23 protein-coding genes are annotated in these 24,450 nt (G+C 68.3%); 11 read left to right on the forward strand and 12 right to left on the reverse strand.

What is annotated here, in order from left to right:
• Positions 1–45: 45 nt before the first annotated feature.
• Both nirB and AB0M22_RS06370 read right to left on the reverse strand, forming a co-directional pair.
• A complete protein-coding gene (gene nirB, locus AB0M22_RS06365; protein ID WP_364721882.1) occupies positions 46–2,592 on the reverse strand; it encodes a nitrite reductase large subunit NirB in 2,547 nt (848 codons plus the stop codon).
• A 301-nt stretch (positions 2,593–2,893) separates the two neighbouring features.
• Positions 2,894–4,147 (reverse strand): MFS transporter, encoded by a 1,254-nt coding sequence (locus AB0M22_RS06370; protein WP_364721884.1) that lies wholly within the window; start codon positions 4,145–4,147, stop codon positions 2,894–2,896.
• Between the two features lie 65 nt (positions 4,148–4,212).
• Between AB0M22_RS06370 and AB0M22_RS06375 the strand changes: the two genes are divergently transcribed.
• Positions 4,213–4,884 (forward strand): FCD domain-containing protein, encoded by a 672-nt coding sequence (locus AB0M22_RS06375; RefSeq protein WP_150402492.1) that lies wholly within the window; start codon positions 4,213–4,215, stop codon positions 4,882–4,884.
• A gap of 214 nt (positions 4,885–5,098) precedes the next feature.
• On the forward strand, positions 5,099–6,610 hold the full coding sequence (locus AB0M22_RS06380) for an MFS transporter (RefSeq protein WP_364721887.1): 1,512 nt from the start codon (positions 5,099–5,101) through the stop codon (positions 6,608–6,610).
• A 76-nt stretch (positions 6,611–6,686) separates the two neighbouring features.
• Here the strand turns inward: AB0M22_RS06380 and AB0M22_RS06385 are convergent, their stop codons facing one another.
• From AB0M22_RS06385 to AB0M22_RS06395, 3 genes are all read right to left on the reverse strand, one after another.
• Positions 6,687–7,541 (reverse strand): TIGR02569 family protein, encoded by an 855-nt coding sequence (locus AB0M22_RS06385; protein ID WP_364721889.1) that lies wholly within the window; start codon positions 7,539–7,541, stop codon positions 6,687–6,689.
• Between the two features lie 96 nt (positions 7,542–7,637).
• Positions 7,638–8,804 carry an adenylyltransferase/sulfurtransferase MoeZ gene (moeZ, locus tag AB0M22_RS06390; RefSeq protein ID WP_364723955.1) on the reverse strand — a complete coding sequence of 389 codons (1,167 nt, stop codon included), beginning with the start codon at positions 8,802–8,804 and terminating at the stop codon, positions 7,638–7,640.
• A gap of 114 nt (positions 8,805–8,918) precedes the next feature.
• Complete coding sequence (locus AB0M22_RS06395) at positions 8,919–9,911, reverse strand: DUF3152 domain-containing protein (protein WP_364723958.1); 993 nt, start codon at positions 9,909–9,911, stop codon at positions 8,919–8,921.
• Positions 9,912–10,283: 372 nt separating this feature from the next.
• On the opposite strand from AB0M22_RS06395, the gene AB0M22_RS06400 reads away from it, so the two are divergent.
• Positions 10,284–10,940 carry a TetR/AcrR family transcriptional regulator gene (locus tag AB0M22_RS06400; RefSeq protein WP_150402487.1) on the forward strand — a complete coding sequence of 219 codons (657 nt, stop codon included), beginning with the start codon at positions 10,284–10,286 and terminating at the stop codon, positions 10,938–10,940.
• Between the two features lie 73 nt (positions 10,941–11,013).
• Here AB0M22_RS06400 and AB0M22_RS06405 read toward each other — a convergent pair whose 3' ends face one another.
• From AB0M22_RS06405 to AB0M22_RS06415, 3 genes are all read right to left on the reverse strand, one after another.
• Entirely contained in the window at positions 11,014–11,241 is a 228-nt protein-coding gene (locus AB0M22_RS06405) for a DUF3107 domain-containing protein (protein WP_040738278.1), read from the reverse strand.
• 153 nt (positions 11,242–11,394) lie between these two features.
• A complete protein-coding gene (locus tag AB0M22_RS06410; protein ID WP_364721892.1) occupies positions 11,395–11,946 on the reverse strand; it encodes a YceI family protein in 552 nt (183 codons plus the stop codon).
• A 126-nt stretch (positions 11,947–12,072) separates the two neighbouring features.
• Positions 12,073–13,599 carry an RNA-guided endonuclease TnpB family protein gene (locus AB0M22_RS06415; protein WP_364721894.1) on the reverse strand — a complete coding sequence of 509 codons (1,527 nt, stop codon included), beginning with the start codon at positions 13,597–13,599 and terminating at the stop codon, positions 12,073–12,075.
• Here AB0M22_RS06415 and AB0M22_RS06420 point away from each other — a divergent pair.
• Complete coding sequence (locus AB0M22_RS06420) at positions 13,598–14,434, forward strand: helix-turn-helix transcriptional regulator (protein ID WP_364721896.1); 837 nt, start codon at positions 13,598–13,600, stop codon at positions 14,432–14,434. The genes AB0M22_RS06415 and AB0M22_RS06420 overlap by 2 nt on opposite strands.
• Positions 14,435–14,438: 4 nt before the next feature.
• Here the strand turns inward: AB0M22_RS06420 and AB0M22_RS06425 are convergent, their stop codons facing one another.
• The 3 genes from AB0M22_RS06425 to AB0M22_RS06435 are packed head-to-tail and all read right to left on the reverse strand — an operon-like array spanning position 14,439 to position 17,168.
• The gene (locus tag AB0M22_RS06425; RefSeq protein ID WP_150402484.1) at positions 14,439–15,128 is read right to left on the reverse strand and encodes a ferritin-like fold-containing protein; all 690 of its coding nucleotides are present in this window, start codon (positions 15,126–15,128) and stop codon (positions 14,439–14,441) included.
• A 58-nt stretch (positions 15,129–15,186) separates the two neighbouring features.
• Complete coding sequence (locus AB0M22_RS06430; RefSeq protein WP_364721898.1) at positions 15,187–16,254, reverse strand: alpha/beta fold hydrolase; 1,068 nt, start codon at positions 16,252–16,254, stop codon at positions 15,187–15,189.
• Positions 16,255–16,310: 56 nt separating this feature from the next.
• A complete protein-coding gene (locus AB0M22_RS06435; RefSeq protein WP_364721900.1) occupies positions 16,311–17,168 on the reverse strand; it encodes a hypothetical protein in 858 nt (285 codons plus the stop codon).
• 365 nt (positions 17,169–17,533) lie between these two features.
• Here AB0M22_RS06435 and AB0M22_RS06440 point away from each other — a divergent pair, with 365 nt between their 5' ends.
• From AB0M22_RS06440 to AB0M22_RS06460, 5 genes are read left to right on the forward strand one after another with little or no spacing between them, the layout of a single operon-like run.
• Positions 17,534–19,300 carry a DEAD/DEAH box helicase gene (locus tag AB0M22_RS06440; protein WP_364721902.1) on the forward strand — a complete coding sequence of 589 codons (1,767 nt, stop codon included), beginning with the start codon at positions 17,534–17,536 and terminating at the stop codon, positions 19,298–19,300.
• 27 nt (positions 19,301–19,327) lie between these two features.
• Positions 19,328–20,563 carry a PQQ-binding-like beta-propeller repeat protein gene (locus AB0M22_RS06445; protein WP_364721904.1) on the forward strand — a complete coding sequence of 412 codons (1,236 nt, stop codon included), beginning with the start codon at positions 19,328–19,330 and terminating at the stop codon, positions 20,561–20,563.
• 56 nt (positions 20,564–20,619) lie between these two features.
• Positions 20,620–21,231 (forward strand): acid phosphatase, encoded by a 612-nt coding sequence (locus tag AB0M22_RS06450; RefSeq protein ID WP_364721906.1) that lies wholly within the window; start codon positions 20,620–20,622, stop codon positions 21,229–21,231.
• Positions 21,228–21,713 carry a GNAT family N-acetyltransferase gene (locus AB0M22_RS06455; protein ID WP_364721908.1) on the forward strand — a complete coding sequence of 162 codons (486 nt, stop codon included), beginning with the start codon at positions 21,228–21,230 and terminating at the stop codon, positions 21,711–21,713. The genes AB0M22_RS06450 and AB0M22_RS06455 overlap by 4 nt, the downstream gene beginning before the upstream one ends.
• 10 nt (positions 21,714–21,723) lie before the next feature.
• The gene (locus AB0M22_RS06460) at positions 21,724–22,398 is read left to right on the forward strand and encodes an endonuclease V (protein WP_364721910.1); all 675 of its coding nucleotides are present in this window, start codon (positions 21,724–21,726) and stop codon (positions 22,396–22,398) included.
• Between the two features lie 38 nt (positions 22,399–22,436).
• Here the strand turns inward: AB0M22_RS06460 and AB0M22_RS06465 are convergent, their stop codons facing one another.
• Entirely contained in the window at positions 22,437–22,832 is a 396-nt protein-coding gene (locus AB0M22_RS06465; RefSeq protein ID WP_364723961.1) for a hypothetical protein, read from the reverse strand.
• A gap of 129 nt (positions 22,833–22,961) precedes the next feature.
• Here AB0M22_RS06465 and AB0M22_RS06470 point away from each other — a divergent pair, with 129 nt between their 5' ends.
• Positions 22,962–23,906 carry a diacylglycerol kinase family protein gene (locus tag AB0M22_RS06470; protein WP_364721912.1) on the forward strand — a complete coding sequence of 315 codons (945 nt, stop codon included), beginning with the start codon at positions 22,962–22,964 and terminating at the stop codon, positions 23,904–23,906.
• 252 nt (positions 23,907–24,158) lie between these two features.
• Complete coding sequence (locus AB0M22_RS06475) at positions 24,159–24,413, forward strand: WhiB family transcriptional regulator (RefSeq protein WP_011211115.1); 255 nt, start codon at positions 24,159–24,161, stop codon at positions 24,411–24,413.
• The last annotated feature ends 37 nt before the right edge of the window (positions 24,414–24,450 follow it).

The following is a 24,450-nucleotide window of genomic DNA, read 5'->3' on the forward strand; positions in this document are numbered from 1 at the left end:
CCTTACCCATTGGTACAGGCGCCCTGTTTCTGTGGGGTTAAGCCGTCATTTCCCGTGCGTGCCGACCGGAATGTCCGGCATCCCGAGCAGGACCGGTACCTTGCGTTCCCCGGTTTCGTCGAACGAGATTGTGGGATCGGTCTCATCCGGGGCGTTCACGAAGGAAACGAAGCGCGACAGCTTCTCCTCGTCCTCGAGCACGGCGGCCCATTCGTCGCGGTAGCCGGCGACATGCTGGGCCATCGCCGCCTCGAGTTCCGCGGCGATGCCGAGGCTGTCTTCGCAGACGACCTGCTTGAGATAGTCGATGCCGCCCTCGAGGGCCTCCTGCCAGGGCGCGGTGCGCTGCAACCGGTCGGCGGTGCGGACGTAGAACATCAGGTACCGGTCGATGTATTTGATCAGCGTCTCGTCGTCGAGGTCGCCGGCCAGCAGCACCGCGTGCTTCGGCGTGAGGCCGCCGTTGCCGCCGACGTAGAGGTTCCAGCCATGTTCGGTGGCGATCACGCCGACGTCCTTGCCGCGCGCCTCGGCGCATTCGCGGGCGCAGCCGGACACGGCCAGCTTCAGCTTGTGCGGGGAACGCAGTCCGCGGTAACGCTTTTCGAGCAGCACGGCCATGCCGACCGAGTCCTGCTGGCCGTAGCGGCACCAAGTGGAGCCGACGCAGCTCTTCACCGTGCGCAGCGACTTGCCGTACGCGTGACCGGATTCCATGCCGACGTCGACCAGGCGCTGCCAGATCTGCGGCAGCTGTTCCACTCGCGCGCCGAACAGGTCGATCCGCTGGCCGCCGGTGACCTTCACGTAGAGGTCGAATTCCTTGGCGATCTGGCCGATGGTGATGAGCTGATCGGGGGTGACCTCGCCGCCGGGCATCCGGGGCACCACCGAGTAGGTGCCGTTCTTCTGCAGGTTGGCCAGGAAGTGATCGTTGGTGTCCTGGAGTGCGGCCTGCTCGCCGTCGAGGATGTGCTCGCTGGAGGTCGAGGCGAGGATGGAGGCGACGGTCGGCTTGCAGATGTCGCAGCCGGTTCCCTTGCCGTACTTGGTGATCAGGCCGGAGAAGGTGCGGATGCCGGTGACCTGGACGATCTGGAACAGCTCGGCGCGCGACTGGCCGAAGTGCTCGCACAGCGCCTTGGACATCTCCACGCCGGACTGCTCCAGCAGCTTCTTGAGCATGGGAACGCAACCGCCGCAGGAGGTTCCGGCGGACGTGCACTGCTTGATGCCGGGGATGTCGCACGCGCCCTCGGCGATGGCGCCGCAGATCGCGCCCTTGGAAACGTTGTTGCAGGAACAGATCTGGGCGTCGTCGGGCAATGCGTCGGCGCCCAGTTCCGCGCCGGCGGGCGAGATCAGCGCGGCGGGCTCGGCCGGCAGCGGCCGTCCGACCAGCGGGCGCAGCGCCGCGTAGGCGGTGGCGTCGCCGACCAGGATGCCGCCGAGCAGGATCTGCGCGTCATCGGAGACAACGAGTTTCGCGTAGGTGCCCTTCGCGGCGTCGTGCAGCACCACCGACAGCGCGCCCTCGGTGACACCGTGCGCGTCGCCGAAGCTGGCGACGTCGACACCCATCAGCTTGAGCTTGGTCGACATATCCGCGCCGGGGAATTCGCCCGCGCCGCCGAGCAATCGGTCGGCGACGATCTCCGCGGTGGTGTAGCCGGGGGCGACCAGGCCGTAGCAGGTGCCCTCGACCGCGGCGCATTCACCGATGGCCCAGATGCTCGGATCCGAGGTCTGCAGGCCGAGATCGGTGATGATGCCGCCGCGCGGGCCGACCTCGAGTCCGCTGTCGCGAGCGATCTGGTCGCGCGGGCGCACGCCGGCGGAGAAGACGACGAGCGAGGCGTCGATCACCGAGTCGTCGGACAGGCTGACCCGAATGCCGTTGCCGGCCGCGTCGATCGAGGCCGTGCCGACGCCGGTGTGCACGAACAGGCCGAGATCGGTGACCAGGCGTTCCAGGATCGCGCCGCCGCCCTCGTCCACCTGGGCGGGCATCAGCCGTTGGTTGTACTCGACCACGTGCGGCGTGAGGCCGAGCAGCCGAAGCGCGTTCGCGGCTTCGAGACCGAGCAGGCCGCCGCCGACCACCACGCCGACAGCACCGGGCCCGGCGGCCTCGGCGGCCGCCCGGATGCCGTCCAGATCGTCGATGGTGCGGTAAACGAAGCACTCCGGGCGGTCATGTCCCGGAACCGGCGGAACGAACGGGTACGAGCCCGTGGCGAGCACCAGCGCGTCGTAGGCGATGGTGTCGCCGGCCGACGTGGTGACCTTGCGGGCGTCCCGGTCGATCGTCTCGGCGCGTTGGCCGAGCCGCAGGTCGACCAGCGCGTCACCGGCGTACTCGTTGCCGGGCAGCGCCAGCGCGGCGGTGTCCCAGGCCCCCACGTACGCGGACAGGCCGACGCGGTCGTAGGCGGGCAGCCGCTCCTCGCTCAGCACGACCACCTGCCACTGCCCCACCTCGTCCCGCGAGCGCAGCGCCTCCACGAAACGGTGCCCGACCATGCCGTGGCCAACGACCACGGCGGTCTTGCGCGGGGCAGGTGCGACTGGGTGATTCGTCGGGGTGCTCAAGAAGGGCCTCCAATGATCCGGTTGGCCCCACGGTAGGAAACAGGTATTGCCGCCATGCTGCGCGCGATGACCGGAGCATCAACGGTTGCTCACGGATCGGCGAAGGCCTACGTGAGCACGGCGCTATGTTGCGCGGATGTGACGCAACGGTTTCCGCGCGTCACCAAATGCCGACCTCGCAAAAAACAGCCGGTGAGGTGTGACGCGAACAGCATGAGCGCCACCGTGCCGCCCCGCAACCCGAACGGTGAGGTCATCCGATTCGGACAACCTCACCGTCGATACCGGGCCGGCGCTCAGTTCACCAGGTGTCCTCGAGCATGCGCGGCTTGCACGCCTGCCAGGCACCGGCGAGCAACACCAGGACGGCGACACCGAGCAGGATGAACGGTGCGAGCCAGCCGTCGGTGGCCGAGTGCAGGACGCCGAACAGCAGCGGGCCGACGCAGGCGACCGCGTAGCCGACGCCCTGGGTGAAGCCGGACAGCGCGGCGGAGCCACCGGGGGTGTTGGTGCGCAGGTTGATCAGGGTCAGCGCCATCGGGAAGGTGCTCGGGCCGAGGCCGAGCAGCACCACCCAGAGGATGGGCGCGCTCATCGGGGCGACCAGCAGGCCGACGAAGGCGGCGATGAAGAAGGCCGCGCAGCCGACCACCACGGGGAACGGATTGCGGAACCGCGTGACGACCGTCGGCGCGCTGAGCGCCGCGGCCAGGCCGACCACCGCGAACAGACCGAGCATCGACCCGCCGAAGCCGGCGCTTGCTCCGGCGTCGCTGAGGATCTTGGGCAGCCAGGTGAACATCGCGTAGGTGATCAAGGAGGTCATGCCGAACATGCCCGCCATGCCCCAGGCGACCGGCGAACGCCAGACCCGGCCCGCGCGCGGCGCGTCGGTGGGCAGCGCGGTGGTGTCGTTGACGTCGCGACCGCGGCGGTCGCGCAGCACGCCGAGCCACGGCAGCACGGCGGCGAAGCCGAGCACCGACCACAGGCCGAGGGAGATCCGCCAGCCGTGCGCGTCCGCGATCGGGACCGCGATGAACGCGGGCACCACGGTGCCGAGCTGCACCATCATGATGTAGAGCGAGCTGACCACCGCGAGCCGATCGGCGAAGTAGCGCTTCACCAGCGGCGGGATCACCACGTTGCCGATGCCCATGCCCGCGAGGGCCAGGGCGGAGAAGACGAGGAGTTCGCCGGTGCCGGACAGCAACACCCGGACCAGCTGGCCGAGGCCGGCCATCAGCATGGCGACCAGGGCGGTGCGCTCGAGTCCGAGGCGGCGCACGAGCACCGGGGTGAGCAGACCGGACACCGCGAACATCGCGGTCGGGATCATGCCGAAGACGCCGACGACCGCGGTGCCGTAGCCCACGTCGTTGCCGATCCGTTCGGCCAGTGGGCTGAACGCGGTGACCGCGACGCGGAGGGTGAGCGCGGACATAACGATGGCGGCGAGAACAAGCAGACGGCCCTCCGTCAGCGCGCGCCGACGCCGCTCGACCTGCGGTGATTCCTGCTCGGTCGAGGTTTTCTGGAGGGTTGCAGTCACTGCGAAATCATAGGATGACCGGATGATAGGAGGCAATGATTTGTGATGAGCGGTACTCTATGCAAGTGCAACCAGTCCGGCGCACCAGCCTCATCGCCCAGGTCACCGAGCAGCTGCGTGCCGAAATCCGTTCCAGCCGTTGGCCCATCGGCTCCCGTATCCCTACCGAACCGGAGCTGACCGAGCTCACCGGAACGGGTCGAAACACCGTGCGGGAGGCCGTCCAGGCACTCGTGCACGCGGGGATGCTGGAGCGACGCCAAGGTTCGGGAACCTATGTGATCGCCTCCTCCGACCTCGGCGGCACACTCGGCAAGTACTTCGCCGACGCCGAAGAACGTGATGTCCTCGAACTACGCCTCGCGCTCGACACCACGGCGGCCGCGCTCGCCGCGCGCCGCCGCGACGACGGCGATATCGCGAACCTACTCCAGCTGCTCAGCGAGCGGGACAAGGCCTACAACGACGACAACCCGACCGCGATCGAGTCCGACGTCGAGTTGCACCGCGCCATCGTGGTGGCCAGCCACAACGCCGTCTATCTCGAGTTCTACGACTCGCTGCTGCCGATCATCGAACAGGTGATCCGGGCCAGGACGTTGAAATCCGACGATTCCTTCCCCGAGGAGCACGCCGAGCTGGTGCACGCCGTGATCGACGGCGATCCCCAGCGCGCGGCCGAGGCGGCCCGCTGCTTCCTCAACACGCTGATCGCCGAATATCCAGACGTGCGCTGAACCGCGCCCTGCCACCGCCCGGACGCCGAGTGAGCGACTCTCACTCGGCGTCCGTCGCGTATGTGAGTCGGAATTGCCTCGAACGTCACGCGAAGCCACGGTGCCGCAACAACCGGCCCCTACGTTGTGAAACGACCGTAGCTAGGCAACTCGACTCCGCCGGCGGCGCCAGTGCCGCGATGAGGGCCGGTCGAGTGCGAACGAGAGGACGCCGATGACTGCCATCGCAGCCGCAACCGGCACCGAGTCGGACACCGCGACTGACGCTCCATCGGACACCACCCCGGCCTTCCAGCACCAGACCCGCGGACGCTGGCTGGAGCAGTGGGAGCCGGACAACCTGAAATTCTGGGAGTCCGGCGGCGCGCAGACCGCCCGCAAGAACCTGATCTTCTCGGTGTTCGCCGAGAATCTCGGCTTCAGCATCTGGGTCATCTGGGGCACCGTGGTCACCAGCATGGGCGCGGCGGGCTTCGGCTTCCTGGCCGGGCTCGGCAAGGGCGACCCGACGGCGGTGAGCAACGCGCTGCTGTTGTCGTCCACCCCGACCCTGGTCGGTGCGGCCCTGCGCATTCCGTACACCTTCGCCATCCCGAAGTTCGGCGGGCGGGCGTTCACCGCGTTCAGCGCGGCGATGCTGCTCATCCCGACGCTCGGGCTGGTGTACTTCATCAACCAGCCAGGCACGCCCATGTGGGTGTTCATGATCCTGGCCGCGCTGGCAGGGGTCGGCGGCGGCAACTTCTCCTCGTCGATGTCGAACATCAACTTCTTCTTCCCCGAGGGCAAGAAGGGTGCGGCGCTCGGCATCAACGCGGCCGGCGGCAATCTCGGTGTGGCACAGACCCAGTTGGTGCTGCCGCTGCTGATCACCCTCGGCACGCACATCATGGCCAAGGACGCGGCGGGCTACCGGTTCGGCATCACGCTGTCGGTCCTGGTGTGGGTGCCGTTCATCCTGCTGGCGGTGTTCGGGGCGCTGCGCTACATGGACAGCATCGCGACGGCGAAGTCCGACGGGAAGTCCTACAAACTGGCGCTGACCAACCAGCACACCTGGGTGATGGCGCTGCTCTACGTCGGCACGTTCGGCTCGTTCATCGGGTTCTCCTTCGCCTTCCCGACCTTGATCAAGGCCAACTTCCCGAGCCTGGCCAGCATCGGCTGGATCAGCACCATCGGCAACCTCGCCTTCCTCGGCGCGTTCGTCGGCTCGTTCAGCCGTCCGTTCGGCGGCTGGGTGTCGGACAAGATCGGCGGCGCGAAGATCACCCTGTTCGTGTTCGGCGGCATGGCCGTCTCGGTCGGCCTGATCATGGCCTCGCTGGAGCTGAAAAGCTTTCCGCTGTACCTGATCTCGTTCCTGGTGCTGTTCGTGATGACCGGCATCGGCAACGGCTCGACCTACCGGATGATCCCGACCATCTTCAGCGCGATCTCCAAGAAGTACGCCGCCGAGCACGGCCTTGACCTCAGCGAGTCGACCGCCTCGGCCCGGCGGCAGGCGGGCGCGGCGATCGGCGTGATCGGCGCGGTGGGCGCCTCCGGCGGCTGGCTGTTGCAACAGGCGCTGCGGCTGTCCAACACGCACTATCACACGATGGCGCCGGCCTTTTGGGGTTACGCGGTGGCGTTCCTGCTGATGGGCGCGGTCACCTGGTGGTTCTACCTGCGGTCCTCGTTCGCCGTGGAGCGGGTGCCGTCGCTGGCCTACGCCAAGGTGTAACCGGCACAACGCATCACACTCGTCGGTCGTCGAAAGTCTCTGCTGCACAGGACTTTCGGCGGCCGACTTTTGCGTGCTAGAGCATCAAGCGGACCATGTCCGCCGTGCGCGCCAGACCGGGGAACGCCTCCGGCGTCGACCGCGGATGCAGGGCGTGCACGGCGAGCCGGAACATGACCGCGCGCAACAACATCTGCGGCCACTCCGGCAGATCCCGCCACCGCTCCAGCAGCCCGTCGTCGGCGCCGCCCCAGGCGAGCGCGTCCACCACGATCACCCCGGCCGCCCACGGCGCGGGCCGCCAGTACGGCGTGATGTCGGTGAGCCCGGGGGTGAACGTTCCGGCGAACAGCACCGTGCCGAACAGGTCGCCGTGCACGAGTTGCGCCGGCGTCTTGACCGGCTTGCGCAGGGTGGCCAGCTGGCCGATGAGTTCCATGCTGCGCTGCCCGTCCGGCGAATCCGCCGAGGGCAGCGTGCCGCCCGCGCGCAGGCTGCGCAGCGGCACCGCCTCCCAGGCGGCCCGGTCGGCGGCGACGAACACGTCCACGTCGACCCACGGGGCCACCGGCGGCTGCACCAGGAACCGGGGCCGCTCGAGGTGGGTGGTCGCCTGATGCAGGCGCAGGGACACCGAGACCACCTCGTCGTGGCGGGGTTCCGGGATGCCTTCCAGATAGGTGTCGGCGCGCCAGCCGGAGACCACGTAGCGGCCGTCGGTCGCGCGCACCGGGCGGGCCAGGCGTAACCCGTCCACCTTCAGCGTCTCGCGCACTTTGGCCGACCATGCCGCGCGCGCGTGATCGGCGACCGGGCTGAGCACCACGTCGCCGAACCGCCAGCCGCCTTCCCAGTCGCCCGTGGTGACCGGGGAAACCTCGCGCAGACCGAACGTGGCACGCACGTGCTCGGGGGGTTCCACAGAAGTCACGGCCGTACCGTACCGCCGGGGTGGACGCTGTACAGGACGCCGCGCCGATGTGCAACCCCGACCGCTCTGGCCGGGGTCACAGCGTGCTTCGGCGGATCAGTAGACCGGCAGCGACGGGTCGATCTGCCGCGCCCAGGCGATGACTCCGCCCTGCAGGTGCGTGGCGTCGGAGAAGCCGGCCCGCTTGAGCGCGGCCAGCGCCTCCGCCGAGCGCACACCGGTCTTGCAGTGCAACACGATCGGCCGGTTCTGCGGCAGCTCGGACAGCGCCTCGCCGGACAGGATGCGGTCCTTCGGAATGAGTTTCGCGCCCTCGATGTGCACGATGTCCCACTCCACCGGCTCGCGCACGTCGATCAGCTCGATCTCCTTGCCCGCGTCCAGCAGATCCTTCAGCTCGCGCGCGGTGACCGTCGAGTCGGCCGCGGCGGCCTGGCCCTCCTCGGACACCACCCCGCAGAAAGCCTCGTAGTCGATCAGCTCGGTGATCGGCTGGCGCTCCGGGTCGCGGCGCAGCTTGATCGTGCGGTAGTTCATGTCCAGTGCGTCGTAGACCATCAGGCGGCCGAGCAGCGGCTCACCGATCCCGGTGATCAGCTTGATCGCCTCGGTCACCATCACCGAACCGATGGACGCGCACAGCACGCCCAGCACGCCGCCCTCGGCGCAGGAGGGCACCATGCCCGGCGGCGGGGCCTCCGGGTAGAGGTCGCGGTAGTTGAGGCCGCGCCCGTCCGGTGCGTCCTCCCAGAAGACCGAGACCTGGCCCTCGAAGCGGTAGATCGAGCCCCACACGTAGGGCTTGTGCGCCAGCACCGCGGCGTCGTTGACCAGGTAGCGGGTGGCGAAGTTGTCGGTGCCGTCGACGATCAGGTCGTACTCGGCGAACAGCTCGACGGCGTTCTCCGGCTCCAGCCGGATCTTGTGCAGCCGCACGTCGATGCCGGAGTTGATCTCCAGGATGGAGTCGCGCGCGCTGTCCGCCTTCGGGCGGCCGATGTCGGACTCGCCGTGGATGATCTGGCGCTGCAGGTTGGAGGCGTCCACCTCGTCGAACTCGACGATGCCGAGCGTGCCGACACCCGCGGCGGCCAGGTAGAGCAGCGCCGGGGAGCCGAGCCCGCCCGCGCCGATCACCAGGACCTTGGCGTTTTTCAACCGCTTCTGCCCGTCCACGCCCAGGTCGGGAATGATCAGGTGGCGGCTGTAGCGGGCGACCTCGTCCTTGGTCAGCTCCGCGGCAGGCTCGACCAGCGGCGGCAGGGACTTAGGTGATGACACGTCCAGGACTCCTCGCATCGAATGGGTCGATCTCGTTGTGCAACACCCGCGACCGGACCGTTCTTCCCGACCTATCGTCGCGCACCGGATGTCGCGTCAACCGCGGGGGTACGGCCAGGGGTTGAAGCGGCAGCGCTTGCCGTCCATCGGGACGACGCCGTCCGGCTCGAGCGTGGCGATGTCGTTGTTCTTGGTGCCGAAGGTCTGCTGCATCATCACCGGGGCCAGGCCGCCGTCGGTCTCGCACGGCTGGTGCTGGTGGTAGCCGATGGCGTGGCCGACCTCGTGATTGATCTGGTACTGCCGGTAGGAACCGATGTCGCCCTCGAACGCGATCGCGCCGCGCACCCAGCGGACCTCGGAGAGCACCACCCGGCCGAGATCGGCGTTGTAGCAGGAGGAGTCGATCGGGATCTCGAAACCGCAGGCCTTGCGGCTGGATTCGCGCGAGGTGAGGGAGACGCGGAAGTCGGTGTCGCCCTGGTCGACTCGGCGGAAGGCGAACTTCTGGTCATGCGTCCAGCTCTTCGGGTTGGCCAGGGTGGACTCGATCAGCTTCGCCACCGACTCGTCCCCGCCGAATGCCGAGGTGTCCACGCCGTCTTCGACTTCCACGGTGTACTTGAACACCGAGTCGGCGCCGGTGCCCACCTGCGCGGTCGAACCAGGCACCACATGCCAACTGCCCGTGCCGGTTTCGGCGAAGCTGCCGCCCTGCGGGAGGGCGCCGGAGGGCAGGTCGGTGGGAAAGTGGCCGTCGCCGGTCGGGCCGCCGATGATGCCGTTGTTGGCGGCGCGCGGGCTCAGATGCCCGAGACCGGGCACACCGCCCACCGTGGTCGCCGGGTCGGAGCCGCGGACCGCGTCGACCACGACCAAGACGGTGACCGCGAACAGCACCGGCAGGGCATAGGCGCGCCAACCGTAGGTGGAGACGAATCGTCCTAGGGCGCTTTGCTTTTTGACGCTGCGCTCCGGACGGTCCCGGGTTCGGCCCTCGGTCGCGGCGGTGGGATCCCAACTGGCGCGCAATGGTTGATGCGAACGATCCCCTTGACCGTAGAGGCCGAGCGGATCGTAGATCTCCACGCCGTTGCGATCACGTCGCGGCGCGGTCGAATCCGGCTTTGCTTCCTGGCCTGACCTTGCCACGGGTTCCGACCCTACGGAACCGGGCGCGCCGGGGCCAGCACGGCGGCGCGAATCCCGCCCGCCGCCGGACGTCACCGGCGCATCGGCATGCCGCTCCCCGGGTCGGTCGGCGCGGAAAGTCACGAACACCAGGTTCTCACAGGGCGCGAGCGGCCCGGTCGGGCACGCCACATCCGCCGCGGGGTGCGACATTTCTCACCGCGTTCCACCAGTTCCCCGGGGCCGGTCTGCGGGCAGGCAACAACCGAGTATCGTTCTTGGGATACCCGGTGCTTACCCCTTGCCGGGGAATCAACTGGGAGAGCAGAAATGACTGACCTCGTGGACCGGATGGCGTCCCGTAGATCGTCGTCCGAGCCCGCCAAACGCGGCACCCGGCTGCCGCGCGACGAGCGTCGTCTGCAACTACTCGCGGCGGCCAGCGAAGTCTTCGTGCAGCGCGGCTATCACGCGGCCGGCATGGACGAGATCTCGCAGTGCGCCGGGGTGAGCAAGCCGGTGCTGTACCAGCACTTCACCAGCAAGCTGGAGCTGTATCTGGCCGTGCTGCAGAACTACGTGGACATGCTGGTGTCCAGCGTGCGGCAGGCGCTGCGGTCGACCACCGACAACCGCCAGCGCGTGCGCGCGGCCGTGCAGGCCTACTTCGATTTCGTGGACAACGAGATGCAGGGCTTCCGGCTCGTCTTCGAATCCGACCTGACCAGCGAGCCGCAGGTGCAGCGCCGGGTCGAGCAGGCCACCGAGGCCTGTGTGGACGCGGTCTTCGACGTAGTGGCCCACGACTCCGGCCTGGACCCGTACCGGGCGCGAATCCTCGCGGTCGGGCTGGTCGGCGCGAGCCAATTCACCGCGCGCTACTGGCTGGAGGCCGACCGGCCGATCCCGAAGGAAGAGGCGATCGACACGACCGTCTCCCTCGCCTGGGGTGGTCTGTCCCGAGTGCCGCTGCACCCGATCGACTGAGTTTAAGAACGAAGCGAGCCCCTGCATCCGATGGTTGCAGGGGCTCGTTGCTGTCGGCCCTCGGGCCGAGAAATCACACAGTCGCGAAGCCGACGCGGCCGCTGGTCACGGTGCCGATCTCGACGTAGGCGACCTTCGAGGCCTGGATCAGGAACTTGCGACCCTTGTCGTCGGTCAGGGACACGACGCCGCCGCTGCCGTTCAGCGCACCGGACACCAGCGCCTCGACCTCTTCCGGGGTCTGCGAGCTGTTGATCAAAAGCTCGCGCGGGCTATCCGAAATACCGATCTTGACCTCCACGGCCAACCTCCGAACGTAAGAGTCCTGTGCTGTCGATCCCAGGCTAGTGCAGGGCAACGCCGTGCTGGCAGACGCATGCCTGCGCCCTCAGCGAACAGGCGGACATGACGGCGCCCCGCACACCGTTGTGCGGGGCTGCGGATTGCGGTGGTCTTACTTCGGCTCGATCAGCTGGATCTCGAGCTCGATGTTGACCTTGTCGCTCAGCATGCCGGGCAGCGGGCCGCCGACGCCGAAGTCGGTGCGCTTGATCGTGCCGGTGGCGGAGAATCCGGCGTGCCGGTCGCCGGTCGCGCCGAACTCCTGCACGCCACCCCACTCGACGTCCAGGGTGACCGGCTTGGTGATGCCGCCGAGCGTGGCCTCGCCCTCGACCTCGAAGCTCTCCGCGATCTGCACCGGCTCGGTGGCGCGGAAGGTCAGCGTCGGGCGGTTCGCGGCGTCGAGGAAGTCGGCGGTGCGGATGTGCGCGTCGCGGTCGGCGTTGCCGGTGTCGAACGACTCGAGGTGGATGGTCGCGCCGAGGGTGGCGGCGCCGGACTCATCGACCACGAATTCGGTCTCGAACTTGGTGAATCCGCCGCGCACCTTGGAGATGCCGAGGTGGCGAATGGTGAAGGCCACCGACGAGTGCGCGGCGTCCAGGGTCCAGGAGCCAGGCTTGAGCGACTGGGCGGTCGTGGTGGATTCGGAGGAAGTTGTCATACCAACTACCTTTGCCGGACCGCGGTCCGTTAACCAGACCGCCGTTATCCTGGACCTGACAGGGCGAGGCTAACAGCGTGACTCCCAATCTGGGAGATTGGCAGTCACCGTCGTTCTCCGACGTCCTCAGCTCACGCTAGTACAGCGCGTGGGCGTTGGTTTCCGCGTCATCCGGGCTGGTTGACCCACACTGGCGTGCAGGTCAGTGCCTTCCCGTCGGCGGACGTTGGTGACCGGGGCTCGTGCTTCGGGCTCCCGAACCTGGGATAGATGATGCTGTTCGCCCCAGGCGGCGAGGTTGACCGCGGCATTGCGATCGCGGTCGAGTTCGTGTCCACACTCACACCGGAACACCCGGTCGATGAGAGTCAGGGTGCTGTTGCGAGTGCCGCAGTGGGAACACAGCTGGCTCGACGGATACCAGCGGTCAGCCAAAACCACTGTCCCGCCGCGCCACGCCTGCTTATAGGTGACCATGCGAGCGAATTCGGCCCAGCCCGCGTCGCTGATCGCCCGCGCCAGACACCGGTTGCGCAGCATCCCCGCGATGTTCAGGTCTTCCAGAACGAGCCGGTCGTGGGTTTTGACCAACTCGGTGGAGATCTGATGCAGAAAATGCTGACGAATACTGCGGACACGTGCATGATGACGACCCAACCGGGCCACCGCCGCACGTCTGTTGCTGGAGCCCTTCACCTTCCGCGACACCGCCCGCGCGAGACGACGCTGCTTGCCAAGCCCCGCTGCCAACGCTTTCGGCGGATCAACGATCCGGGCAACCTCACGACCGCCGCCAGTCGCGGCGACCAAGAAGGACGACAATCCTCGATCGACCCCAACCCAGCCACCGCGATCGGAGACTTCGCGCGTCGGGTGACACATGCGGGGGTGTAGCTCGGCAGCTTCGACATTCAATGACACCCACCATCGCCCGGCCCGCTGACTGATCGTGGCGAACAAGATCCTCGCCCGACCCGAACCCAGCATCCGCCGTAACCGGCGAGTGTCGTCATGGACTCTGACCGGCCCGATGCCGGGCAAGGCCACCGAACGCGCACAGCCGTTGTCACCGACCCGGATCGAGACCCGTCTGCCCTGAGAACCCTTGTTACGCAATCGGAACGAGCGGCCTGTCGTCGCTTTCTTTTTGAACCGGGGAAACCCGACCCGACGCCCCTTACGGGTGCCGCGACGTGAGTCCGACCATGCCGCCAAGGCACGCCCGCAATCGACTGCAGCTTCCTCGAACACCTGCTGGCACACCTGACTCCGCCAGACGAGCCCGGTCACTCCGACGACGACCGTACCCGCCCTATCGACGGTGAAGACTCGTCCGGCGTCCTCGGTCTTCTTCCACCGATTGAAATGATTGATCAGATCGAACCCTGACCACGGCACTGACACCGCCGGATCGGCTTTACGGGCAGTCAACGCCGACCGCACTGCGCCCAGACACTGATTGAATGCGAACCTTGCCGCCCCTGCATGACGTGACAGCACCACCTGCTGCTCGACCGTGGGGTCCAAGCAGAACCGGAATGATGTGTGCCGCACCACACCCAGCAGCATCCCATCAACCACCGACAACAACGGGGAGCGCAACAGCAGGCATCGGAAGACACGACCTAACCGACGAGGCACGATGGAACTCATGGCAGGTAAAGCATTCGCGGAATTCCTCATCGCACGGCGCGCTGAACTGCGGCCCGCCGACGTCGGGATGCCTGAGGGCAGGCGACGCCGGACGCCGGGGCTACGCCGTGAAGAAGTGGCCGTCCGGGCTGGAATGAGTGCGGACTATCTGGCTCGGCTCGAACAGGGCCGCGATACCAATCCCTCGGTCGCGGTGATCGACGCACTCGCCGACGCACTGTTGCTGCGCGGCAATGAGCGTCATCACTTCAGCCTGCTCGCCCTCGCTTCCGGCAACGAATCGCGTTGCCCAGGTAGCGAATCCGCGGAGGAGAAGATCGCCGATACGATTCAGTCGATCCTGCGCGCGTTGCAGCCGACCCCCGCGTTCGTGGTCGGCCGCCGGCTCAATGTGCTCGGCTGGAACGCGGCCTGGGCGGACTTCGTCACCCCGCTCGGCCTGCTGGACAACGAGGGCCAGCCGAACTTGGCCTGGTACACCTTCCACGATCCGGCCGCGCGCCAGGTGCTGCGGAACTGGTCCGAGGCGGCGGACATGTTCACCGCCGCGCTCTCGCGCGCCAAGCTGCGCTGGCCGGGCGACAACTCACTGCTGGAAACGATCGACGCGCTGCGCCGCCACCCGGATTTCGCGGCCCGCTGGAAGCCGCACCACGTCGGGGCGCGCGTGTCCGGGATGCTGCACATCGATCATCCGGCGCACGGCCTGGTGCAGGTTCCGTTCGAGACGCTCGAGGCCGATCGCGATCAGAGCATCATCGTGTGGCTCACCGATCAGGCCCAGGCGCAGACACACGGCCTGCGACTGGTCCGACCGACGGCCGTCAACGAATAGAAGTTCAGATGCCGAGCTTCGCCATGCGCTCGGCGTGGCTGGCCTGCATGCGCTCGAACAGCGCGGCGATGCCGTTGAGGTCGCCCGCGGCGCCGAGCACCAGTTCGGTCAGCTCGTCGCGCTGCGCCATGACGTACTGGGCCTGGGTGATGGCCTCGCCGAGCAGGCGCCGGCCCCACAGGGTGAGCCGGTCGCGTTCGGAGCGGCTGGTCGCGACCGCGCGCCGCACCTCCTCGACGACGAACTCGGAGTGGCTGGTCTCGGCGAGCACGTCGCGGACCACCTCGGCGACCTCGGGCGGCAGCGCGCCGGCGATCTCGTTGTAGAAGTCCGCGGCGATGCCGTCGCCGACGTAGAACTTCACCATCGACTCGAGCCAGGTCGAGGGGTCGGTGGACGCGTGGTAGGCGTCCAGGGCGCGCACGAACGGCGCCATCGCGTCGAAGATGTCCACGCCGCGCTCGGCCAGCGCCGATTCGAGGGCGTTGAAGTGGCCCATCTCGGCGGAGGCCATCTTCGCCACCGCAACCTTGCCGCGCAGCGACGGCGACAGCTTGGCTTCCTCGGCCAGCCGGTAGAACGCGGAGATCTCACCGTAGGCGAGCACCGCGAACAGATCTATGACGCCGGGATGATCGGCGGAGACGGAATCGGTCGACGAAACACCCAGCGCGGCAGGTGACTGTGCTCCCATGGCCCCAGCCTAGTACTCGAAAACAGTCGCGCCGCCGGGGAGCGAAAGTTGTCCGAATTCAGGCGTTCTCCCCGAGGAACTTGTCCAGATACGACCACGTCGTATCGCGGGCTTCGGGCCCGGTGAGGATGCCGAGGTGGCTGCCGGGGGCGGTCTCGTAGCGGACCGAGGCGGCGCCGGTGAGCGTGCGGGTGCCCGCCTCGACGGCGGCGGCCGCGGTGATCACGTCCGACGGACCGCCGACCAGCAGCACGGGCGCGCTCACCTGAGCCAGCTCGATGCGCCGCGTGCCCAGCCGCACGACGCCGCGGCCGATGTCGTTGTTCAGGATCAACCGGCCCCACAGCTGGTTGTAGAAGCGACCCGGATAGCCGGGCATCTCGGCCATGAAGCGGTCGATGGTTTCCATCCGGGCCAGCGTCTCGGTGCGCGCGATATTGCTCGCGACGAACCACGGGCGGGTCAGCTCGCGGTCCCAGGAGGTGACCTTGTACGCGATCCGGGTCAGCGGCGCGGGCACGCCGCCGGCCGCGCGGATCAGGGTCGAGGTGCCGATCCCGCCGGTGAGCCTGGCGACCGAGCGCAGCTGCGGGATGCCGGTCATCTTGTCGTAGTCCAGCGGGGCGCCGACCGCGGTGATCGAGCGGATCGGCAGCTCGGGATGCGCGGCCGCGGTGAGCAGCGCCAGCGTGCCGCCGAGCGACCAGCCGACCAGGTCGACCAGCTTGCCGTCGCGGTCGGCGGAGGTGCGCAGCACCGCCTCGGGCAGGATCTCGTCGATCCAGTCCTCGAAGCCCATCCGCCGGTCGCCGAAGGTGATCTCGCCGTAGTCGATCACGTACGGCGAACGACCGGTCGCCAGCAGGAACCCGGCCAGGCTCTGATCGGGGCGCAGATCGAAGCAGGTGGCAGGCGCGGCCAGCGGCGGCACCAGCAGCACCGCGGAATCCGTTGCGGCCGAGGCCGTTACGGCGGCACCGGCGCGCTGCTCGAACCGGCGCAACTGCCGGTGCGGTTCGTCCCACAGCACCGTCGACGGGGTGGGATCAGGTGCCTCGACGCCCGAACCGAAGGTCAACGCCCACGCGTTGCGGGCGGCGGTCGTGACGGTGTCCGCGATATTCACCCCGAAAATGTCTCACATATCGGTACCGGCGGTAACAGGCAAGTCCGGTTTCGCGGCTACCGCTTGCCCATGGCGAGCGGATTCGCCCGCGGCACGATGGCGGCGTGCACCCGGTCGGCCAGCGGCGCGAGCGAGGTGCGCAACTCGGTGACCGAGTCGGCGGACAGCACCGCCAGCGCGCCGTTCCAGGCCGCGTCGTCCGTGCTCGCCTCGACCCGGCCGAGCAATTCGGCGCCGCTGCCGGTCAGTGCCGGATTGACCGGTTCCCCCTCGACCACTCCCCTGGCCCGCAATTCGTCGAACGCGTCCGCCCATTCCCGCTCGGACACCCCGCGCGCCCCGCGCAACACCGATTCGGTCGCCTTGCCCGCCGCCGCCTGCATGACCATCGCCTGCCGCCCGGTCAGGCCGTGCGTCACCAGCGCCGCCACGTGCCCGTCGCCGCGATGTTCGCGCAACGCGGTGGTCAGCTGCCACAGCGCGCCCACCGGGTCCGCGGCCAGCGGTAGCGCCGCGTTCGCCGCGAACAGCGGCCTGCCGGTCGGATCGGCCTGCTCCAGCACCGGCGCGAGCAACGAGACCGCGCGGGCACACTCCGCCTCACCGGCCCCGAGGCCGCGTAGTAGTGCCGTGGATAGGTCGAGCCGGACCGCTAGACACTGCTCCGGCGTGGCCCGCGACCAGGCCCCAGGCAGCGCTTTGCGCACCATTTCCGGATGAAATCCGGCGAAGACCGCCTCCACTGTGGCGGGGGTCACCGCACCGAGCGGCGCGGCCCGAAATGCGAAGTAAGTTTGCCAGTAACCGCGCAGTCCGATCGCGACTCCTGCCTCCTTGACACCGGCCCCGAAATAGACCACGTCATGGAGTGGTTCGAGAGTCGTCCAGATTTGCCGCGCGGGATGAATTGCCATGTCGCGCAGCGTACGTCGATGAACGGCGGCGCGAGACCGGAGTTCGATTTCCGAATATGCGCCGACGGCAATTCGAGCCGCGCACAATATCACGCTACAATCGCACCGGACAACGAAAAGTTTCACTCGCTCGAGTTGCCGGATCTGTGCGTGCACCGCCCCGCGGTACCGGCATTGGCATAACGGGCAGAGGTTTCGTCGTTCAGGAAAATGTGCGCGCACCAGCTCCGCATCACCAGTGCGCCGCGCCGATGTCTCCCGAGGTAGCCGCCCAGTCGCAGCACCCGAAGACATCTCGAGCGTGGCCGGGTGAGTATCACAGGCGGAGACGTGGTCGTCGCGGGCCGACCGGTCCGCCCCACCTCGTGCGCGCGGGACGCGATTACGAGGAAGGCACGAACCTGAGCAAGATCACTGTCGAACAGGAACCCGGGGTAGCGGAGACGCTGTTGACCGCCGAACTGGACGCCACACATACCGCACCCACATTTGCCGAATTGGGCGTTCGCGACGAAATCGTCCGTGCGCTCGACGAGATCGGCATCGAACGTACTTTCGCTATTCAGGAACTCACCCTGCCGTTGGCGCTCGCCGGTGAAGATCTCATCGGACAGGCCCGCACCGGTATGGGTAAGACCTTCGGTTTCGGCGTGCCGCTGCTGCATCGCATCGCCACCGCCGACACCGGCACCACGCCGCTGGACGGCACCCCGCGCGCGTTGGTCATCGTGCCCACCCGCGAGCTGTGCATCCAGGTCACCTCCGACCTGGAGAACGCGAGCAAGTACCTGACCAATCACCAGGGCCCGCTGAAGGTCGCCTCGATCTACGGCGGCCGCCCCTACGAGTCGCAGATCGCGGCGCTGCGCACCGGCGTCGACGTGGTCGTCGGCACCCCGGGCCGGCTGCTGGACCTGGCGAACCAGAACCACCTGATCCTCGGCAAGGTCGGCGTGCTGGTGCTGGACGAGGCCGACGAGATGCTCGACCTCGGCTTCCTGCCGGACATCGAGCGCATCCTGACCATGGTCCCGGACAAGCGCCAGACCATGCTGTTCTCGGCGACCATGCCGGGCCCGATCATCACCCTGGCCCGCACGTTCCTGAGCCGCCCGACGCACATCCGGGCCGAGGAAGCGCACGAGACCGCCATCCACGAGCGCACCGCGCAGTTCGTCTACCGGGCGCACGCGCTGGACAAGAGCGAGCTGGTGGCCAAGATCCTGCAGGCCGAGGGCCGGGGCGCGACGATGATCTTCACCCGGACCAAGCGCACCGCGCAGAAGGTCGCCGACGATCTGGCCGAGCGCGGCTTCTCGGTCGGCGCCGTGCACGGTGACCTCGGGCAGATCGCCCGCGAGAAGGCGCTCAACAAGTTCCGCAAAGGCGGCATCGACGTGCTGGTCGCGACCGACGTCGCGGCCCGTGGCATCGACATCGATGACATCACCCACGTGATCAACTACCAGTGCCCCGAGGACGAGAAGACCTACGTCCACCGGATCGGCCGCACCGGCCGGGCCGGGCGCACCGGCATCGCGGTGACCCTGATCGACTGGGACGAGCTGGGCCGCTGGGCCGGCATCGACAAGGCGCTCGGCCTCGGCATGGCCGAGCCGGTGGAGACCTACTCGCGTTCGCCGCACCTGTTCGCCGAGCTCGGCATCCCCGAGGGCGTCACCGGCACGGTCCGCACGGCCAAGCCGGAGCGCGACGAGGACGCGGTCGTGGTGGAGCGCCCGGCGCGCGCCCCGCGAAAGCGCAACCGCAAGCGCACCGTGCGCGGTCAGCCGATCGACGAGTCCGAGACCAACGGCAACGGCGCGAGCAATGGCGTCGCGGACTCGGCGAACGGCAACGGCACGCACCCGGCCGAGGACGCACCGGCCGACGAGAACGGCGATCAGCCGGCCCGTCGCCGCCGCCGTCGGCGCAAGCCCGAGGGCGAGGGCGAGAACGGCACGGACAACGGTGGCGACGCCACCGCCGACGCCGCGACCGACAACGGAAACGACGACGCCGACTCGGGCGACCAGCCCGCGCGTCGCCGCCGCCGGCGGCGCAAGCCCGCCGGTGACAACGCGAACGAAGACAGTGGTAGCGCGGTAGAGCCCGCCACGGCTTCGGTCTGACCGACCGGATCCGCTACTCTCGCAACCGTGCTCGCACCCGAGCGGCGAACGCGCGCCGACGTCATCTCCGCTGCCGCGATCGCCGTACTCGTGGTGATCGCGGCGGTGGTGGTGTGGGTGCGCGGCGATGCGAACGGCACCGAGTCGGTGACCGCCAGCTCGCCCGTGCCGACCCCCGTCGCCGCCGACCAGCTGCCCACCACGCTGCGCGAGCTGTGGCACGCGCCGGACACGGCGAGCAGTAGGGCGCTGACCTCCGCGGGCGTCGCCGTCACCGGCGACGACGGCACGGTCACCGGCCACGACCCGCGCACCGGCCAGGACCTCTGGCATTACCGGCGCGACATGCCGCTCTGCGGGATCGAAGGCCAGTTCAGCACCGTGGTCGCGGTCTATCGCGACGAACGCGGTTGCAGCCAGGCCACTCTGCTGGCCGGCGAAAGCGGTGCCCGGCGCACCGCGCGCAGCAGTTACATGGATCCGTCCGTGCGGCTGTCCGTCGACGGCACCTACGTGCTGGCGCAGGGCCCGAAGCGGCTGGAGATGTGGCGCTCGGACCTGGTGCGCACCATCGAATACGGGTTCGTCGACGCGCCGGTGAACGTGAAAACCCAACCGCGCAAGGGCTGCACGCTGCTGTCCTCGGGCTCCAGCCCGTCCCGGCTCGGCGTGCTGGAACGCTGCCCCGAGGATGCCGCCGACCGGCTGACCATGCTGAACCCCGCGCCCAAGGACAACACGGTGCCGGAGGAATTCGGCTCGCACGTGCTGACCGGCGCCGGATCGGACTCCCCCGACGCGCGGGTACTCGCGGTGTCGGACAACCGAATCGTGCTCTACCTGCCCGGCGCCCCCGCCGCGGCCGGCGTGGAAGCCGCGGCGCCGCGCCTGGCGGTCTTCGACGCGACCGGCAATCCGATTGTCGTACACCAGCTTTCGGCGCCGCTCAGCGACAAGACGACGACCACCCGAATCGGTTCGGCCTACCTGGTTTTCACCGGCAACAGCGTAATCGCGTTGAACGGCAGCACCTTCGACCCGATCTGGACCGCCGCGGGCGCGCTCGGCTCACCCGGCATGATGGCGGGTCGGCTGCTCATGCCGACCGCGGGCGCGATCGCCGCCCTCGATCCCACCACCGGCGCCGAGGTCGGCCGCATCCCGGTCGAGCGCCCCGGCTACACCGGCGCGCCCATCTCGCTCGCGGTGCTCGGCACCATCGTGCTCGAGCGGCGCGGCACCGAGCTCTACGCGCTCGGCTGACGCGCGAGTACCCGGCCGGGCGGTACGGTTCGGCACGGGTGAACCATGATGGATCCATGTCAGTACTCGATGACGCTCGACTAGTGCTGCTGCGCCACGGCGAGACCAGCTGGTCGACGCAGCGCCGCCATACCGGACGCACCGACCTGCCGCTCACCGAGCACGGCGAGGAGCAGGCCAAGGCCGCGGGCCCGCTGCTGACCGCGCTGAAGTTGCGCGATCCGCTGGTGTTCGTCAGCCCCCGCCTGCGCGCGGCGCAGACCGCGGAACTGGCCGGACTCACCGACGTCACCGTCGACGAGGACCTGGCCGAGTGGGACTACGGCGACTACGAGGGCCTGACCACCCCGCAGATCCGGGAGACCGCGCCGAACTGGACCATCTGGACCGGCGCCGTGCCGGGCGGCGAATCCGAGGACCAGGTGCGGGCCAGGGCCGACCGGGTGCTCGACGCGGTGGCCCCGCGCCTGCCCGAGCGGGATATCGTGCTCGTCGGGCACGGACACTTCTCCCGGGCGCTGATCGCCCGCTGGGCCGAATTCGAGCTGCGGGAGGGCCGCCGGTTCGCCATGTCGACCGGCGCGCTGACCGTGCTCGGCTTCGAACACGACGTGCGAACCATCCTGGCGCACAACCTGGTTCCGACCGCCAATGGAGTGACACTGTGACTGCACAACTACGCCGCGCCGTCCCCGCCGACGTGCCCGGACTGGTCGGCCTCGTGCACGACCTCGCCGAATACGAGAAGGCCAGCGACGAATGCACGGTCACCACCGCGCAATTGGATACCGCCCTGTTCGGTCCCGAGCCCAAGGTCTTCGCGCACGTGGTCGAGGAGGACGGCGACCTGGTCGGCTGCGCGATCTGGTTCCTGAACTTCTCCACCTGGAACGGCGTGCACGGCATCTACCTGGAAGACCTCTACGTCAAGCCGGAGACGCGCGGCAAGGGCTACGGCAAGGCGCTGCTCGCCGCGCTGGCCAAGGAGGCCGTCGACCACGGCTACAGCCGGCTCGACTGGGCCGTGCTGACCTGGAACAAGCCGTCCATCGATTTCTACGAATCCCTCGGCGCCGCAGCCCAAGACGAGTGGGTCGGCTACCGCCTCACCGGCGAACCGCTCGGCAAGCTGGCCAAGGAAGCGCAGTAATCCCCCGACGATGACGTGGCTCGCACCGATCGAGGAGAGCTCCTGGCCGACCACGCCCGATGCGGCGATGGCGATCCAGGACGAATTACGGCCGAAGGTCGAAATAACCGGACCGGCACGGGAATTCGGCACCGTCGCCGGCATCGACTGCGCCTACTCCGAAACCGGGGCGGTCGCCGCGGCCGTCGTGGTGCTGAACGCGATCACCCTGGAAACCGTCGATTCCGCTGTCGCACACGGCACTACGGAGTTCCCTTACTTCCCCGGTCTGCTCGCGTTCCGTGAATTGCCCACGACCATGCGGGTATTGGCGCAACTCGACGCCGCACCCGACCTACTGGTCTGCGACGCACAGGGTTTGGCGCACCCGCGCCGCTTCGGCTTCGCCTGCCACCTCGGCGTGCTCACCGGCCTGCCGTCGATCGGCGTCGCCAAATCCGTCTGGGGCGACTACCGCGAACCCGCACCCGAACGCGGCGCCCGCACCGACATCACCATCGACGGCGAGGTCGTCGGCGCGGCCCTGCGCACCAGTGCCGGGGTGAAACCGGTCTTCGTCTCGATCGGCCACCGCATCGACTTGGACACCGCGTGCGCCCAGGTCCTCGCGCTCACGCCGAAATACCGGCTCCCCGAAACCACCCGGCGCGCCGACTCCCTCTGCCGGACAGCGCTCGTCGGCTAACTGTCAACGGGGCGAGACACCCGGTCAAGTCCCGTTGATCAAGGTTTCTCCGGCTCGATCGCGTAATCCTCGGCCATCCAGCGGGTGGACGCCGGCGCGAACAGCAGCACCAGCGTCGCGATGACCACCACCCCGAGCAGCGCGCCGTACACCGGCTGATGCGAATCGGTGAGCAGCGACCAGGTGACCGGCAGCAGCAGCAACTGCGCGATCACCGCGATCGCCCGCCCCCACCGCTTGCCCAGCAGCAGGCCGATGCCCGCGGCCAGCACCGCCCCGCCGAGGATGCCGAACCACGCGGCCGTGCCGTACCCGCTGGTCTTCGACTGATCGTGACCGAGTAACCCGCGCACGATCAACACCAGCGCGACGACCACCGCGACGGCGCCCTCCAGCGTCACCAGCCCGCCTGCGCCACGCACCGTCCTCGGCACGCCACCGGAAACGTCACCCTTACGTTCAGCCACCCGGCAAGCCTACGACCCGCCGTAGTCGACGTCGCCGCGACCGTTGCGGTTCAGCGGCTTTTCGGACCGGCTCCGGCGACGATTAGGCTGCGGGACGTGCGGACGCTGCTGATCGTGAATCCGAATGCCACCTCGACCACTCCGGCGACTCGGGACCTGCTGGCGCACGCGCTGGAGAGCCGCACCCAGCTGACCGTCGCGCATACCCAGCACCGCGGCCACGCCGCCGAGCTCGCGCAGTGGGCGGCCACCAACGAGATGGATCTGATCGTCGTGCACGGCGGCGACGGGACGGTCAACGAGACCATCAACGGCTTCCTGCCGCTGCCCGAGCTCAACGACGGGCAGGCCTGGCTGCCCCGGCTCGGCGTGATCCCCGGCGGCTCGGCGAACGTCTTCGCGCGGGCGCTCGGGATCTCGCCGGATCCGGTCACCGCTACCAACCAGCTCATCGATCTGCTGACCCTGGACCGGGACCGCCGGATCGGCCTCGGCCTGGCCGACGACCGGTGGTTCACCTTCAGCGCAGGCGTCGGGCTGGACGCGGACGTCTGCGAGGCGATCGACGAGAGCCGCGCCCGCGGCAAGACCGCCACCCCGGCCCGCTACCTGCGCACGACGGTGCGGCAGTTCTTCCGGGCCAAGCGCAAGGAGCCGAGTGTCCGGATCGAGGTCCCCGGGCACGAAACCATCACCGACGTGCATTACGCCTTCGTAACGAACACGACCCCCTGGACCTACCTCGACTCCACCCCGGTGCACACCAACCCCGGCACAAGGTTCGAGGACGGACTCGGCGTGTTTGCCGTGCGTTCCATGGCGGTACTGCCTACACTGCTGCTTGCCAGGCAGCTCTTGGCAGTCGACGGAAACCCCAAGTCTCGCAATTTGTTTCGCGAAGACAACGTTCCGTCCGTGCGCATCGAGACGAAGGAACCCATCGGTCTGCAAATCGATGGCGACTTTATCGGGAAGCGCAACGTGGTGGATTTCACGGCCGTGCCCGCCGTCTTGGATGTCGTGGCGCCGCGACCAGAGTGATGCACGAAACGCACGAAAAACATCGTGGTAGTGCTGCGAAAACTGGGTAGAGCGAGTACAAAGGACCGGGCAGGTTCCCCTAGCGGGGGCCGATAGAGCGTGAGCTTCCCCACGGTGCACCAGATACCTATTGACATCTACGGTGTTCGTGAAAGCATTCACAAGCAACCGTGCGGAAACATTCGAGTCGCACAAGTGAACGATCCACAAACCGTCGGCGCCATTTGCGGCGCCCAGCAAAGGAGCAGAGGAATGGACTGGCGCCACAAGGCCATCTGTCGCGACGAGGACCCCGAACTGTTTTTCCCGGTGGGTAACAGTGGTCCTGCGCTCGCGCAGATTGCCGATGCCAAGCTGGTCTGCGCTCGCTGCCCCGTTACCGCTGACTGCCTGTCCTGGGCCCTGAAGTCCGGACAGGATGCCGGCGTGTGGGGCGGTATGAGTGAAGACGAGCGCCGGGCGCTCAAGCGTCGCAACGCACGCACGCGCACCCGCACCGTCGTCTAGCAGACGATCGGATTTACCGGACCATTCAGCCCCGGTC

It is taken from the genome of Nocardia sp. NPDC051756, assembly GCF_040681495.1.
Lineage (GTDB): Bacteria > Actinomycetota > Actinomycetes > Mycobacteriales > Mycobacteriaceae > Nocardia.